General features: G+C 71.3%; 12 protein-coding genes. 3 read left to right on the top strand and 9 right to left on the bottom strand.

Annotated features, from left to right (window positions below):
• Positions 1–16: 16 nt before the first annotated feature.
• Genes ACFV3I_RS10115 through gatC form a run of 6 tightly spaced genes read right to left on the bottom strand, consistent with a single transcriptional unit; the run spans position 17 to position 5,575 of the window.
• Positions 17–598, bottom strand: coding sequence for a hypothetical protein (locus ACFV3I_RS10115; protein ID WP_378822768.1), 582 nt, complete (start codon positions 596–598; stop codon positions 17–19).
• Complete coding sequence (locus ACFV3I_RS10110) at positions 582–899, bottom strand: hypothetical protein (RefSeq protein WP_136031854.1); 318 nt, start codon at positions 897–899, stop codon at positions 582–584. Before ACFV3I_RS10110 ends, ACFV3I_RS10115 begins: the two co-directional genes overlap by 17 nt.
• A 38-nt stretch (positions 900–937) precedes the next feature.
• Complete coding sequence (locus ACFV3I_RS10105; protein ID WP_136037383.1) at positions 938–2,197, bottom strand: DNA polymerase IV; 1,260 nt, start codon at positions 2,195–2,197, stop codon at positions 938–940.
• Positions 2,198–2,244: 47 nt separating this feature from the next.
• Positions 2,245–3,762, bottom strand: coding sequence for an Asp-tRNA(Asn)/Glu-tRNA(Gln) amidotransferase subunit GatB (gene gatB / locus ACFV3I_RS10100; RefSeq protein ID WP_136037384.1), 1,518 nt, complete (start codon positions 3,760–3,762; stop codon positions 2,245–2,247).
• The gene (gatA, locus tag ACFV3I_RS10095) at positions 3,762–5,279 is read right to left on the bottom strand and encodes an Asp-tRNA(Asn)/Glu-tRNA(Gln) amidotransferase subunit GatA (protein WP_136031847.1); all 1,518 of its coding nucleotides are present in this window, start codon (positions 5,277–5,279) and stop codon (positions 3,762–3,764) included. The genes gatB and gatA overlap by 1 nt, the downstream gene beginning before the upstream one ends.
• A complete protein-coding gene (gene gatC, locus ACFV3I_RS10090; RefSeq protein WP_136031845.1) occupies positions 5,276–5,575 on the bottom strand; it encodes an Asp-tRNA(Asn)/Glu-tRNA(Gln) amidotransferase subunit GatC in 300 nt (99 codons plus the stop codon). Before gatC ends, gatA begins: the two co-directional genes overlap by 4 nt.
• A gap of 64 nt (positions 5,576–5,639) precedes the next feature.
• On the opposite strand from gatC, the gene ACFV3I_RS10085 reads away from it, so the two are divergent.
• From ACFV3I_RS10085 to ACFV3I_RS10075, 3 genes are read left to right on the top strand one after another with little or no spacing between them, the layout of a single operon-like run.
• Positions 5,640–7,340, top strand: a complete 1,701-nt coding sequence (locus ACFV3I_RS10085; protein ID WP_378822766.1) for a long-chain-fatty-acid--CoA ligase — start codon at positions 5,640–5,642, stop codon at positions 7,338–7,340.
• A gap of 46 nt (positions 7,341–7,386) precedes the next feature.
• Positions 7,387–9,237, top strand: coding sequence for a DEAD/DEAH box helicase (locus tag ACFV3I_RS10080; RefSeq protein WP_378822765.1), 1,851 nt, complete (start codon positions 7,387–7,389; stop codon positions 9,235–9,237).
• A 2-nt stretch (positions 9,238–9,239) separates the two neighbouring features.
• A complete protein-coding gene (locus tag ACFV3I_RS10075; RefSeq protein WP_378822763.1) occupies positions 9,240–9,701 on the top strand; it encodes a GNAT family N-acetyltransferase in 462 nt (153 codons plus the stop codon).
• A gap of 15 nt (positions 9,702–9,716) precedes the next feature.
• On the opposite strand, the gene ligA is transcribed toward ACFV3I_RS10075, so the two are convergent.
• The 3 genes from ligA to ACFV3I_RS10060 are packed head-to-tail and all read right to left on the bottom strand — an operon-like array spanning position 9,717 to position 14,353.
• Entirely contained in the window at positions 9,717–12,032 is a 2,316-nt protein-coding gene (gene ligA, locus ACFV3I_RS10070) for an NAD-dependent DNA ligase LigA (RefSeq protein ID WP_378803669.1), read from the bottom strand.
• A 38-nt stretch (positions 12,033–12,070) separates the two neighbouring features.
• Positions 12,071–13,168 carry a tRNA 2-thiouridine(34) synthase MnmA gene (gene mnmA / locus ACFV3I_RS10065; RefSeq protein ID WP_136031836.1) on the bottom strand — a complete coding sequence of 366 codons (1,098 nt, stop codon included), beginning with the start codon at positions 13,166–13,168 and terminating at the stop codon, positions 12,071–12,073.
• 9 nt (positions 13,169–13,177) lie between these two features.
• Complete coding sequence (locus ACFV3I_RS10060) at positions 13,178–14,353, bottom strand: cysteine desulfurase family protein (RefSeq protein WP_378803668.1); 1,176 nt, start codon at positions 14,351–14,353, stop codon at positions 13,178–13,180.
• Positions 14,354–14,413: the final 60 nt, after the last annotated feature.

Here is a 14,413-nt window from a genome sequence, read left to right as displayed (position 1 = left end):
GACCGGATACCGGCGGTCACGGCACCGTGACGATGCGCGTCGCCAGCTCGCGCGGGTGGTGCTGCAGGAGGTGCTGACGCTCCTGCGCCGCCCACCGCTCCCAGTGCGGTCGGTACGTGTCGCCGTCCCTCGCGAGCGCGCGCGCCTTTCGCGACTCCTCCCCCGCCTCCACCCAGATGCGGACATCGGCGAGGTCGGCCGTCGACGGACGGAGGATGCCGCTGCCTTCGACGATCACACCGAGCGATGGGTCGACGGCATGACTCTCCGCCTCCGTGTTCTGCTCCCAGTCCCACCGACGCCAGGAGCCGAGCAGGCCCCGCCCGTGCGGCCGCAGGATTCCGTCCACCGCTCGCTCCACGCCGGACTCCAGGCCGTCCCAGCCCGGGTACAGCGAGTCGAGGGCGATGACCTGCACCCGTCCGACGAGCGGCCAGTTCCGCGCGAGCAGCTCCGCCAGCGAGGTCTTGCCAGCACCGCTCCCGCCGTCGACGACCACCATCGGGTTCGCCGCAGCGAGGACGCGGATGTCCTGCGCGATCAGTGCCGCGGCCTGGCGAAGCGCCGCCGCGACGGGATCGTCACTTCTTGAGGGCACGGATGATGCGCGTGAGGGCACGACCGGTGACCCACACGAAGGGCACCGCTACGACGAGCAGCGTCACGATGTTCGGCTCGAAGCGGAGCCCCTCCTCGCGGCGTACGTAGACGCCGACGGGAATCGAGACACCGCCCCCACCGCCGCCCTCGGCACCGTCGCCGCTGCCGCCCCCGAAACCGGAGTAGGTGAATGCGACCGGCGTCACGCTCACGCCGTCGACATCCTGCGGCTCACCGTACGCGCTCTTCACGCCGAAGGACGCGACCTGCTTCCCGAGTTCCAGTGCAATGTTCGGCATGCTCCCACGGTAGCCGACCCCGCCCGCGTGCGCGCCCCTCAATCCGCGATGCCGTGGTCTTTCGGATGCCGCGCGGCCCCGCGACCCTCGCCGCGACCGATGTGACGCGCGCGGCTGATCGTCGCCGTCCCGAAGCGGGCGATCGCCTCGTCCACCGCCCCCTCCACGCGGCGCCAGTCCTCGTCGTCGTCCCAGAGCGCCAGGGCGGAGCCGCCCGCCGGCTGCAGTCTCTCGGCCCGCACGCCGACCAGACGGATCGGATCGCGCCGATCGATCTGCTCGAACAGACTCTGCGCCGCTTCCCCGATGCGCTGGCTCACGGCGGTCGGGTCGCTCAGGGTCTGCGACCGGGTGACCGTGCGGAAGTCGGCGAAGCGGATCTTGATCGACACGGTCGACGTCTCCCACCCGGCACGACGCAACCGCGCGCCCACGCGATCGGCCAGCCGCAACAGCTCCGCACGCAGGAACGCGCGGTCGTCGACATCGACGTCGAACGTCTCCTCGTGTCCGATACTCTTCTCCACGCGCTCGGTGTCCACCGCCCGCGCATCCCGGCCCCACGAGAGCTGCGCCAGCCGCGCACTCAGCGCCGGGCCCACTGCACGGTCGAGCATGTCGGCCGTGGTCGCCCTGATGTCGCCGATCGTACGGATGCCTCGCGCCTCCAGCGCCTCCGCCGCCTTCGGTCCCACGCCCCACAACGCGCGCACCGACCGCGGGGCCAGGAAGTCGAGCGTCTCCGCGGCCGATACCACGAGCATGCCGTCGGGTTTCGCGATCGTCGACGCCATCTTGGCGACGTGCTTCGTCTCGGCCACGCCCACAGAGCACGTGATGCCGACCTCCGCCGAGACGCGCTCCCGGATTTGCGCGGCGATCCTCGCCGGGCTCCCCCACAGCCGACGCACGCCCTGCACATCGAGGAACGCCTCATCGACGGACAGGGGCTCCACCAGCGGGGTGAACGACTCGAAGATGGCCATCACCTGGCGCGAGACCGCCTGATAGCGGGGGAAGTGCGGCGGTACCACCCTGGCCGTCGGGCACAGGCGGAGAGCCTGCGAGACGGGCATCGCGGACCGAACGCCGTAGCGCCGCGCCTCGTACGAGGCGCTGGAGACGACGGAACGACCGTCCGGCGAGCCGATGATGAGGGGCAGGCCCCGCAGACTCGGATCGTCGAGCACCTCGACCGCGGCGTAGAACGCGTCCATGTCGACATGCAGGATGCGGGTTCCGGTGTCGTCGGCATCGGCCGCGGACACCATGCGCCCTCTGCCGTCACCGTGTCCCATGCGTCCATTCTCTCCCGGACCCCGGACACGAGGCCCGGGAGAGACGGCTACTGGGCAGCGCGCTCGAGGATGAGCTCGCGCACGCGTGCGGCGTCGGCCTGACCCTTCATGGCCTTCATGACCGCACCGATGATCGCACCGGCGGCCTGCACCTTGCCGTCCTGGATCTTCGCCATCACGTCGGGCTGTGCGGCGAGGGCCTCATCGATCGCCGCGACGAGCGCGCCGTCGTCGGACACCACGGCCAGGCCCCGGGCATCGACCACCTGCTGCGGAGTGCCCTCGCCGGCGATGACGCCCTCGAGCACCTGGCGGGCGAGCTTGTCGGTGAGGGTCCCCTCGTCGACGAGCTTCTGCAACGCCGCGACGTTCTCGGGGGTGATCAGCTCCGCGGCGTCCTTCTCCTGCGCGTTCGCCAGGCGGCTGATCTCACCCGTCCACCACTTGCGCGCGGTCGCCGGCGTCGCGCCCGCCGCGATCGTCGCCTCGACGACGTCGAGCAGACCGCCGTTGCGGACGTCCTGGAACTCCAGCGGCGTGAAACCCCACTCGGCCATGAGCCGGCGGCGCCGGGCGACGGGCTGCTCAGGCAGTGCCGCGCGCAGCTCCTCGATCAGCTCCGGGGCCGGCTGCACGGGGAGGAGGTCCGGCTCGGGGAAGTACCGGTAGTCGTCCGCGTCGGACTTCGGACGGCCCGGCGAGGTGGTGCCGGTGTCCTCGTGCCAGTGGCGGGTCTCCTGGATGATCGTGCCGCCGTCGGCGAGGATCTGCGCCTGGCGCTGGATCTCGTACCGGACGGCGCGTTCCACGGAGCGCATCGAGTTGACGTTCTTCGTCTCGGTACGCGTGCCGAGCTTCTCCTGCCCCCGCGGACGCAGCGACACGTTGGCGTCGCAGCGCAGGTTGCCCCGCTCCAGCCGGGCCTCCGAGATGCCCAGACCGCGCACGATGTCGCGGATCGCCGCCACGTACGCCTTCGCCACCTCCGGCGCCCGGTGCTCGGTGCCGAAGATCGTCTTGGTGACGATCTCCACCAGCGGCACCCCTGCGCGGTTGTAGTCGACCAGCGAGTACTCCGCGCCCTGGATGCGTCCGGTCGCGCCGCCCATGTGGGTGAGCTTGCCCGCGTCCTCCTCCATGTGCGCGCGCTCGATCGGGATGGTCACCATGGTGCCGTCTTCGAGCTCCACCTCGACCGACCCCTCGAACGCGATCGGCTCGTCGTACTGCGAGATCTGGTAGTTCTTGCCGAGGTCGGGGTAGAAGTAGTTCTTCCGCGCGAACCGGCTCGACTCCGCGATCGAGCAGCCCAGTGCGAGTCCGAGGCTGATCGACGAGCGCACGGCCGTCTCGTTCACGACCGGCAGCGACCCGGGCAGACCGAGGTCGACCGGGGCGATGAGCGTGTTGGGCTCGGCGGCGTGATACGCCTCGTTCGCCGGGTTCGGCGCGTCGGAGAACATCTTGGTGTTCGTGTTGAGCTCGACGTGCACCTCGAACCCGAGCACAGGCTCGAACAGCTCGAGAGCCCTGTCGAAGTCCATCAGCTTGGCTGCGGCGGCCATCAGCGGTTCCCTCCTGCGAGCTGCGGTGCGCGGGTGAGGAGCGGTGCCCCCCACGAGTCGACGAGGAGTGTCTCCAGCGCCGCTCCCACGCGGTAGAGACGGGCATCCTCCCTGGCCGGAGCCAGGAACTGGATGCCCACGGGCAGGCCGTCGTCGTCGGACAGGCCGCTCGGGATCGAGATGCCGGGCACACCCGCGAGGTTCGCGGGGATCGTGGTGATGTCGTTGAGATACATCTGCAGCGGATCGTCGATCTTCTCGCCGAGCTTGAACGCCGTGGTCGGCGCCGAAGGCGTGGCGATCACGTCGACCTGGCCGAAGGCGGCGGCGAAGTCCTGCTGGATGAGCGTGCGGACCTTCTGGGCGCTGCCGTAGTACGCGTCGTAGTAGCCCGCGGACAGCGCGTAGGTGCCGAGGATGATGCGTCGCTTCACCTCGTCGCCGAATCCGGCGTCGCGCGTGGCGGACATGACGTCCTCGACCGTGGGGTTACCCTCCGGCGTCACGCGCAGACCGAAGCGGACCGAGTCGAACTTCGCCAGGTTGCTGGACGCCTCCGCCGGGAGGATCAGGTAGTACGCGGCGACGCCGTACTCGAAGTGCGGCGCATCGATCTCGACGATCTCGGCGCCCTGAGCCTCCAGGAGCGCGAGGGCGCTGCGGAACGACGCGGCGACCCCCGGCTGGAAGCCGCTGTCGGGAAGCTCGCGGATGACACCGACGCGGAGACCTCTGAGGCCGTCCCCGCTCGCACCTTCACGCGCTGCAGCGGCGAACGACGGCCACCGCTCGTCGAGCGACGTCGAGTCCTTCGGGTCGTGGCCGCCGATCGCATCGTGCAGCAGACCGGCGTCGAGCACCGTGCGCGTGACCGGGCCGACCTGGTCGAGGCTCGACGCGAGGGCGATCGCGCCGTAGCGGCTGACTCCGCCGTACGTGGGCTTCACCCCGACCGTGCCGGTCACGTGAGCAGGCTGACGGATCGAGCCGCCCGTGTCCGAGCCGAGCGCGAGCGGGGCCTCGAACGCGGCCACGGCGGCGGCCGAACCGCCGCCGGATCCACCGGGGATCCGGTCGAGATCCCAGGGGTTCCGCGTCGGGCCGTACGCGGAGTGCTCCGTCGACGAGCCCATGGCGAACTCGTCCATGTTCGTCTTGCCGAGCGGGATGAGACCGGCCGCGCGCGAGCGGGCGACGACGGTCGCGTCGTACGGCGACCGATAGCCCTCGAGGATGCGCGAGCCGCTGGTCGTCGGCTGGTCGGTGGTGACCAGGACATCCTTGATGGCGAGCGGGACCCCCGCGATCGGGCCGAGCTCCTCCCCTGCCGCACGGCGTGCGTCGACGGCAGCGGCCGCGTCGAGCGCGTGCTCGTTGATGTGGAGGAACGCGTGCACGTCGCCGTCGACCGCGGCGATACGGTCCAGGTGCGCCTGGGTGGCCTCGACGCTGGAGACCTCACGCGCCGCGAGCTTGTCGGCGAGTTCCGCCGCGGTCAGCCGGATGATGTCGCTCACTGCTCTTCTCCCAGGATCGCGGTCACCCGGAAGCGGCCGTCGGCGGCGTCGGGGGCGTTCTGCAGCACCTGCTCGTGCGTGAGCGTCTGCCCGACGACGTCCGGACGGAAGACGTTGCTCAAGGGGATCGGATGGCTCGTGGCGGCGACGTCGGCCGTGGCCACCTCCGACACCTTGGCGATGTTGTCGACGATGGCGTCGAGCTGGCCCGTGAGCCGCGTCACCTCGTCGTCGTTCAGCTGGATGCGCGCGAGCACGCCGAGATGGCGCACAAGATCAGGGGTGATTTCAGACACGACCCCAGTCTAGTTGGGGTGCCGTCGCCCGCTCGGCGCGTCGCGGCGCGCCTAAGCTGGGCGCGTGAGCACGTTCCAGCCTCCTCGCCCGTGGATCGCCAGCTACGCCGACGGCGTCCCCGAGGATCTCGCCCCCGTCACCGGTTCCCTCGTCGACATCGTCGCCGCGTCCGCCCGCGACTACCCCGACGCTCCCGCGCTGCAGTTCTTCGGCCGTGAGACCACGTACGCCCGACTGCAGGACGCGATCGACCGGGCCGCCACCGGACTCCGCGACCTCGGCGTGCGTGCGGGCGACCCGGTCGCGATCGTGCTGCCGAACTGCCCACAGCACATCATCGCCTTCTACGCCGTGCTGCGTCTGGGCGCCGTCGTCGTCGAGCACAACCCGCTCTATACGCCGCGCGAGCTGCGGAAGCAGTTCGAGGATCACGGCGCCAAGCACGCGATCGTGTGGAACAAGGTCGTCGCCACCGTGCAGGACTTCCCCGCCGACCTCGCCGTGACGAACCTCGTCTCCGTCGACGTGACGCGCGCGATGCCCGCCCTCACCCGCTTCGCTCTGCGGCTGCCCGTCGCGAAGGCGCGCGAGTCCAGGGCAGCGCTGACCGAGCGCGTGCGCGGAACCGTGGTGTGGGACTCGCTCGTGGCCTCCGACCCGCTTCCGGCGTCGCATCCGAGACCGAACACGGACGACCTCGCGATCATCCAGTACACCTCGGGCACCACCGGAACTCCGAAGGGCGCCGCGCTGACGCACCGCAACCTGCTGGCGAACGCGGCGCAGGCGCAGGCATGGGTGCCGTCGATCCAGCGCGGCAAGGGCTGCGTGGTGTACGCCGTGCTGCCGATGTTCCACGCCTACGGGCTGACGCTGTGCCTCACGTTCGCGATGTCGATGGGGGCGCGGCTCGTGCTGTTCCCCAAGTTCGACCCCGACCTCGTGCTCGATGTCGTCAAGAAGCACCCCGCGACCTTCCTCCCGCTCGTGCCCCCGATCGCCGACCGGCTGCTCGGGGCCGCGCAGGCGAAGGGCATCTCCCTGGACGGCATCGAGGTCGCGATCTCCGGGGCGATGGCCCTGCCGCACGAGCTGGTCGTCCCCTTCGAGGCCGCGACCCACGGGTACCTCGTCGAGGGCTACGGGCTGAGCGAGTGCTCGCCCGTGCTGATGGCGAACCCCGTGGCCGACAACCGCGTGCCGGGCACCGTCGGCCTCCCCCTCCCCGGAACGGAGTGCCGCGTCGTCGACCCTGAGAACCCGACGCAGGACGTACCGGCGGGGTCGGCGGGCGAGCTCGTCGTCCGCGGCCCGCAGGTGTTCTCCGGCTACTACGGCAAGCCGGAGGAGACCGACGCCGTGTTCGTCGACGGCTGGTACCGCACGGGAGACATCGTCACGATCGACGAGGCCGGCTTCGTCCGCATCGTCGACCGCATCAAGGAGCTGATCATCACCGGCGGCTTCAACGTCGCCCCCACCGAGGTCGAGAACGCGCTGCGGCAGCACCCGTCGGTCGTGGACGCCGCCGTCGTCGGACTGCCCAGCGAGCACTCGGGCGAGGAGGTCGTCGCCGCGATCGTCGTCGACGGAGGAGCCGATGTCGACGTCGAAGCGATCCGCGCGTACGCCCGCAGCATCCTCACCCCGTACAAGGTGCCGCGCCGCGTGTTCGTGGTCGACGAGCTGCCGAAGTCGCTCATCGGCAAGGTCCTGCGCCGCCAGGTCAAGGAGAAGCTGCTCGCGCTCACCACCGGCGCCTGAGCCGTCTGCACAGGTGGTGGCGGCCGGCGCGCGCTACCCTTGGGAAGTGACCCCTGAAGACGCAGTGCCCACCGACGCCCCCGACGAGTCCCCCGCAACCCCCGGATTCGAGGAGCTCGGCATCACCGGGCCCGTCCTCAAGGCCATCCGAGACCTCGGCTACGAGACCCCCTCCCCGATCCAGGCCGCGACGATCCCGACCCTGCTGTCGGGCCGCGACGTGGTGGGCATGGCGCAGACCGGCACCGGCAAGACCGCGGCCTTCGCGCTCCCCGTGCTGGAGCGCCTCGACACCGCACAGAAGACCCCGCAGGCCCTCGTGCTCGCGCCCACGCGCGAGCTGGCGCTGCAGGTGTGCGAGGCGTTCGAGTCGTACGCCTCACGCATGAAGGGCGTCCACGTGCTGCCCGTGTACGGCGGTCAGGGGTACGGCGTGCAGCTGTCGGCGCTGCGCCGCGGTGTGCACGTGGTCGTCGGAACCCCCGGTCGCATCATGGACCACCTCGCCAAGGGCACGCTCGACCTCTCGGAGCTGCAGTACCTGGTGCTCGACGAGGCGGATGAGATGCTGAAGATGGGCTTCGCGGAGGATGTCGAGCAGATCCTCGCCCAGACGCCGGAGGAGAAGCAGGTCGCGCTGTTCTCCGCCACGATGCCAGCCCAGATCCGACGCCTCGCGCAGCAGTACCTCCGCGACCCGGAGGAGATCACGGTCAAGTCCAAGACCGCGACCAACACGAACATCACCCAGCGGTACCTCGTGGTGTCGTACGCGCAGAAGGTGGACGCCCTCACGCGCATCCTCGAGGTGGAGAACTTCGACGGGATGATCGTCTTCGTCCGCACCAAGAACGAGACCGAGACGCTCGCGGAGAAGCTCCGCGCTCGCGGTTACTCCGCCGCCGCGATCAACGGCGACGTGCCGCAGGTGCAGCGCGAGCGCAGTGTCAACCAGCTCAAGGACGGCAAGCTCGACATCCTGGTCGCGACCGACGTCGCCGCGCGCGGTCTCGACGTGGAGCGCATCAGCCACGTCATCAATTTCGACATCCCCACCGACACCGAGTCGTACGTGCACCGCATCGGTCGGACCGGGCGCGCCGGGCGGACCGGCGACGCGATCAGCTTCATCACCCCGCGCGAGCGCTACCTGCTGAAGCACATCGAGAGGGCCACGCGTCAGACGCCGACGCAGATGCAGCTGCCGACCACGGAGGACGTCAACACCACGCGCCTCGCACGCTTCGACGACGCCATCACGACCGCGCTGTCCGAGACCGCCCGCATCGACGCGTTCCGCGACATCATCGCCCACTATGTGCGCCACCACGACGTGCCGGAGAGCGATGTCGCCGCGGCTCTCGCCGTGGTCGCGCAGGGTGAGCGACCGCTCCTCCTCGACCCCGCGGACGACCCGCTCGCCAGAGCCGTGGCCGCCGACAACCGTCCGCCGCGTGAGCGCGCACCGCGGGACGCACGGGAGACGCGTGAGCCCAGGGAACGCCGGGGCCGTGGCGACTATGCGGCGTACCGCATCGAGGTCGGACGACGGCACCGCGTGGAGCCGCGGCAGATCGTCGGCGCGCTCGCGAACGAGGGCGGCCTCGGTCGCGACGACTTCGGCGCCATCAACATCCGCCCCGACTTCTCGATCGTGGAGCTGCCGGCCAACCTCGACCCCGCCGTCCTCGAGAAGCTCCGCGACACCCGCATCTCGGGGCGGCTGATCGAGATCGCGCCCGACCGCGGCCCCGGGGCACGCCGGGGAGCACCGCGCGACCGCGGGAACGACGGCGCGGGCCGCGGCTACGGCGGTGACCGCCATGACCGTGACGATCGCGGACCCCGCGGTCCCCGCGAGGACAAGCCGTTCCGGAAGCCCCGTCACAAGAACTGATCGTGCGTATCGACCGTGCGGACCGCCGAGACGTCGCGGGGCTCGCGCTGCTCAAGTGGCAGGACGTGCCAGACGAGCTGACGGCGGGACGGTCGTTCGACGAGTTCACGGCGGAACTCGCCGCCTGGTGGAGCCTCCACGAGGACACGCACTCGGCGTTCGTGGCGAGGGCGGACGACGGCGAGCCCGTCGGGGTCGCCTGGGTCGCGATGCTCCCCCGGGTGCCGCGCCCCGGGGCCGCGCACCGGGTCTCGGCCGACGTGCAGAGCGTGTTCGTGCTGCCGGAGCACCGCGGGCGCGGGACCGGGCGAGCGCTGGTCGCGGCGGCGTGCGCTCACGCGGTGTCCCTCGGCGCAGGACGCGTCACCGTGCACTCGAGCGAGGAGGCCGTGACGCTGTACCGCGGGCTCGGCTTCGCCGACTCCCCTCGGCTGCTGCAGTTCCTGCCTCCCACGGACACCTGACCCGCGGGCACCCGTTCAGCCGAGGGCGTCGGGTCCCTCGGTCACCAGCAGGTGGAACTGTGCAGCGTCGAGGATGCGGATGCCCAGTTCCTCGGCCTTCGCGAGCTTGGAGCCGGCGCCCGGACCTGCCGCGACGAAGTCGGTCTTCTTCGACACGCTCGAAGCGGCCTTGCCCCCCGCCTTGATGATCGCCTCCTGCGCTCCCTCGCGCGTGTAGCCGTCGAGCGAACCCGTCGCGACGACCGTGAGCCCGTCGAGCACTCCGCCCTCGGCGACCGCAGCCCCGGGCCCCGCGTGCCCCGGCGTCGCCCACTGCACCCCCGCCTCGCTCCAGCGCCGCACGATCTCCTGGTGCCAGTCGACCTCGAACCATGCGAGCAGCGAGTCGGCGATGATCCCGCCGACGCCCTCGACCGCGGCGAGCTCCTCCCGGGAGGCCGCCCGGATCGCGTCCAGCGAACCGAACCACTGCGCGAGGGCTCGAGCCGCCACCGGGCCCACGTGACGGATGTTCAGCGCGACGAGGAGTCGCCACAGGTCTTTCGTCTTGGCCTTCTCGAGCTCGGCGAGGAGCGTGAGCGCCTGCGAGGAGGGCTGGGGGCCCTCGCGCCCCGCCTTCCTCTCGGCCGCCGTCGGGTTCCGGCGGAACGGCGCCCTCGTCTTCACCAGGCCGTCCTCGTCCTCACGCGGCAGCCCGGTCTCGGCATCCCGGACCACGACCTCGATCGGCACGAGCTGGTCGAGCGTCAGCGCGAACAGCCCGGCCTCCGTCTCCAGCGGCGGCACGGCGGGTGACGTCGGCTGCGTGAGGGCCGCGGCCGTGACCTCGCCCAGCGCCTCGACGTCGAGCGCGCCGCGCGACCCGATGTGCTCGACACGCCCGCGAACCTGTGCGGGACACGAGCGCGCGTTCGGGCAGCGCAGGTCGATGTCGCCCTCTTTCATCGGCCGCAGCGGTGTTCCGCACTCCGGACAGTCGGCAGGCATCACGAACTCGCGCTCGGTGCCGTCCCGCTTCTCCACGACCGGCCCGAGCACCTCGGGGATCACGTCACCCGCCTTGCGCAGCACCACGGTGTCGCCGATGAGCACGCCCTTGGCCTTCACGACGTCCTTATTGTGCAGCGTGGCCTGACGCACGACCGACCCCGCGACGTGCGCGGGCGCCATCACCGCGAACGGGGTCGCCCGGCCCGTGCGTCCGACCGACACCACGATGTCGAGGAGCGTCGTCTGCACCTCCTCCGGCGGGTACTTGTAGGCGATCGCCCACCGGGGTGCCCGGCTGGTCGCGCCGAGCTCGTCATGCAGCTCCAGCTCGTCGACCTTCACCACGATCCCGTCGAGCTCGTGCTCGATGTCGTGCCGGTGCTCGCCGTAGTACTCCACGAAGTCGACGACCTCATCGATGCTGCGGCACACCCGCGTGTGCGGGCTCGTCGGCAGGCCCCATTCAGCCAGCAGGTCGTACACCTGGCTCTGCGCGGCCACCGGCGGCTGTGCCCAGGCGCCGATGCCGTGCACGTACAGCGCGAGCGACTCGATCCGCAGGAGCCCCGCCTCCAGTTCGAGCCCGTCCTTCTTGTCGATCTGCTGGCGCAGACCACCGCTGGCGGCGTTGCGCGGATTCGCGAACGCGGGGAACCGACGTGCCGCAGCCGTGCGCGCCTTCTCCTCGTCGAACGGCTTCTTCACGCCGCCGCGTGCCTCCCACCGGGCGAGCGCGTCGGCGTAGGCGCGCTCGCGGAAGGCGGCCTGCGCGGCGTTGAGCCGTTCGAACGCCGCGACCGGGATGAACACCTCGCCGCGGACCTCGACGATCGGCGGATGCCCCTCACCACGCAGTCGCTGCGGGATCTCCGGCAGACGGAGCGCGTTCTCCGTCACGATCTCGCCCACCCGGCCGTCACCGCGTGTGGCGGCGGAGGTGAGCATCCCGTTCTCGTAGCGGAGGTTGATCGCGAGCCCATCGATCTTGAGCTCGGTGAGCCAGTCGACGTCACGACCGGCCGCCGCGCGGGTTTTGGCCGCCCACTCCCGCAGCTCGTCGACGGAGAACACGTTGTCGAGGCTGAGCATGCGCTCGGCGTGCTCGATCGTGGCGAGACCGGTGGCCTCCGCCGCTCCCACCATCTGCGTCGGCGAGTCCTGGCCCTGCAGTTCGGGGTGCAGGCGCTCCAGCTCTTCCAGACGCCGCATCCACCCGTCGTAGGTTGCGTCGTCGACGAGCGAGGTGTCGCGTCCGTAGTAGGCGTCTTTGGCCTCGAGGATGCGGGTCGTCAGCTCCTCGGCCTCGATCCGAGCGTCTTCCAGTGAGATGTTCTCCGCCACCTGCTCAGTCTAGGAGCGGCCGCCGACATCCGCCGGGATCAGACGCCGACCGGAACCGCCGAGACCGTGGTGTCGATCGTGAACTGGCCCAGCACGCGCGTGCCGACGTACAACACCGCGGTCTGCCCCGGTGCGACGCCGTCGAGCGGAACCTCCGGAGCCACACGGACGCCGTCCGCGGTCACGGTGGCCGTGGCGGGAACGGGGTCGGCGTGCGCTCGGATCTGCACGTCGCATGCGAAGGACGACTCCACGGGCGCCGCGCCGGCCCAGCTGAACCGCTCCCCCGCGATCTCGGCGATCGCGAGCGCCTCCTTCGGCCCGACGACCACGGTGTTGGACACCGGCCGGACCTCCAGCACGAACCGGGGCTTGCCGTCCGCGGCCGGCACCCCGAGCTTGAGCCCTCGCCGCTGCCCCACCGTGAAGGCGTGCGCGCCCTCGTGCTCGCCGACCACCGCGCCGCTGCGGTCGACGATCTCCCCGGTCTCCGCACCGACCTTCTCCGCCAGCCACCCGCGCGTGTCGCCGTCCGGGATGAAGCAGATGTCGTGGCTGTCGGGCTTCTGGGCGACGGTCAGGCCCCTGGCTGCCGCCTCAGCGCGCACGACCGCTTTGGAGGGCGTCGTGCCGAGCGGGAAGTAGGTGTGCGCGAGCTGCTCGGCAGTGAGCACACCGAGCACGTACGACTGGTCCTTGGCGTTGTCGGATGCCCGGTGCAGCTCCCGGCCGTCCGGCCCCTCGATCAGGGTGGCGTAGTGCCCCGTGCAGACGGCGTCGAAGCCCAGCTCGATCGCCCGTTCCAGGAGCGCGGCGAACTTGATCTTCTCGTTGCAGCGCATACAGGGGTTCGGGGTGCGCCCGGCGCGGTACTCGGCGATGAAGTCGTCGATCACGTCGTCACGGAACCGCTCCGAGAAGTCCCACACGTAGAAGGGGATCCCGAGCAGGTCGGCGGCGCGGCGCGCGTCGAGCGCGTCCTCGATCGTGCAGCAGCCGCGGCTGCCCGTGCGCAGCGTCCCGCCCGCGCGGGACAGGGCGAGGTGCACGCCGACGACGTCATGCCCGGCCTCGACCGCCCTCGCCGCGGCGACGGCGGAGTCGACGCCGCCGCTCATCGCCGCAAGGATCCGCATGGGTCCAGTCTACGAGCGCGCGGCTGAGCCGGCGCCGGACGCACGCGCATACGCGTCCGCGATCACCGACAGCACGGCGTCCACGTCATCATCGCGGGAGGTGCGCCCCAGAGAGAAGCGCAGCACGCTGCGGGCGTCTCGCTCCGACCGGCCCATCGCCATCACCACGTGGGAGGGCTCCGCGACCCCCGCCTGACAGGCCGAGCCGGTGGACACCGATACCCCGGCGACGTCGAGGAGGAAGAGCAGGCTCTCCCCCACGGCCCCCGGGAACAGCAGCTGCGCATTGCCCGGCAACCGCACGTGCGGGTCGCCCAGGAGCTCGGCGGCGGGCACCCGCGCGCGAACGCCCTCGACGAGGCGGTCACGCAGAGCACGCAGCCGCCGCGCCTCCTCCTCGCGCTCGCTCTCGGCGAGCTCGACCGCGGTGGCCAGCGCCGCCGCGCCCGCCACGTCCTGCGTGCCCGCCCGGAGTCCCCGCTGCTGTCCACCGCCGCGCAGCAGCGGAGCGAGACGAGCCGACCGGGCGACCAGCAGTGCGCCGGTCCCGACCGGAGCACCCACCTTGTGGCCCGCGATGCTCAGCGCGACGAGCCCGCCATGACCCTCCGCCGACCCGCGCAGGCCCCGGAAGGAGAGCGGCACGTGGCCCAGGGCCGCGACCGCGTCGAGGTGCAACGGCACGCGGTTGTCGGCCGCGGCCGCAGCGAGGGCGGCCACATCGTTGATCGTGCCGGCCTCGTTGTTGGCGACCAGAGCCGTCGCGAGCGCGGCACCCGGAAGCGCGGCGGCGAAGCGGGGGTCATCGATGCGCGCCTCCGGCGACACCGGGACCGCGCGGACCTCCGCGCCCTCCTCGGCGAGAGCCGCGACGGTGTCCATCGTGGCGTGATGCTCCCCGTCGGGCAGCACGATCGCGGTGGTGCCCGCGTCCCGTGCGCGCCAGAGCCCCTGCACGGCGAGGTTGATCGACTCCGTGCCCCCCGAGGTGAACACGACCTCGATCGGGTCGGCGCGGAGCACCGCGGCGAGCCGCTCCCTCGACTCCTCCAGCAGGCGCCGCGCGTCCTGTCCGGCGCCGTGCGTCGACGAGGCGTTGCCCACGACGGTCGCCGCCTCGAGCCAGGCGTCGCGGGCCTCCGCGCGCAGAGGCGTGGTCGCCGCGTGGTCGAGGTAGTGCCGCATACCTCGATTCTCCCCCGTTCCCCGGTCGTGCGGACACGGTCGTGCCTCGGGGACCGGGTC

Origin of the sequence: Microbacterium sp. NPDC059771, from assembly GCF_042732495.1 — a bacterium.
GTDB lineage: Bacteria > Actinomycetota > Actinomycetes > Actinomycetales > Microbacteriaceae > Microbacterium > Microbacterium sufflavum.
This window is presented reverse-complemented; position numbering and strand designations above follow the sequence as displayed.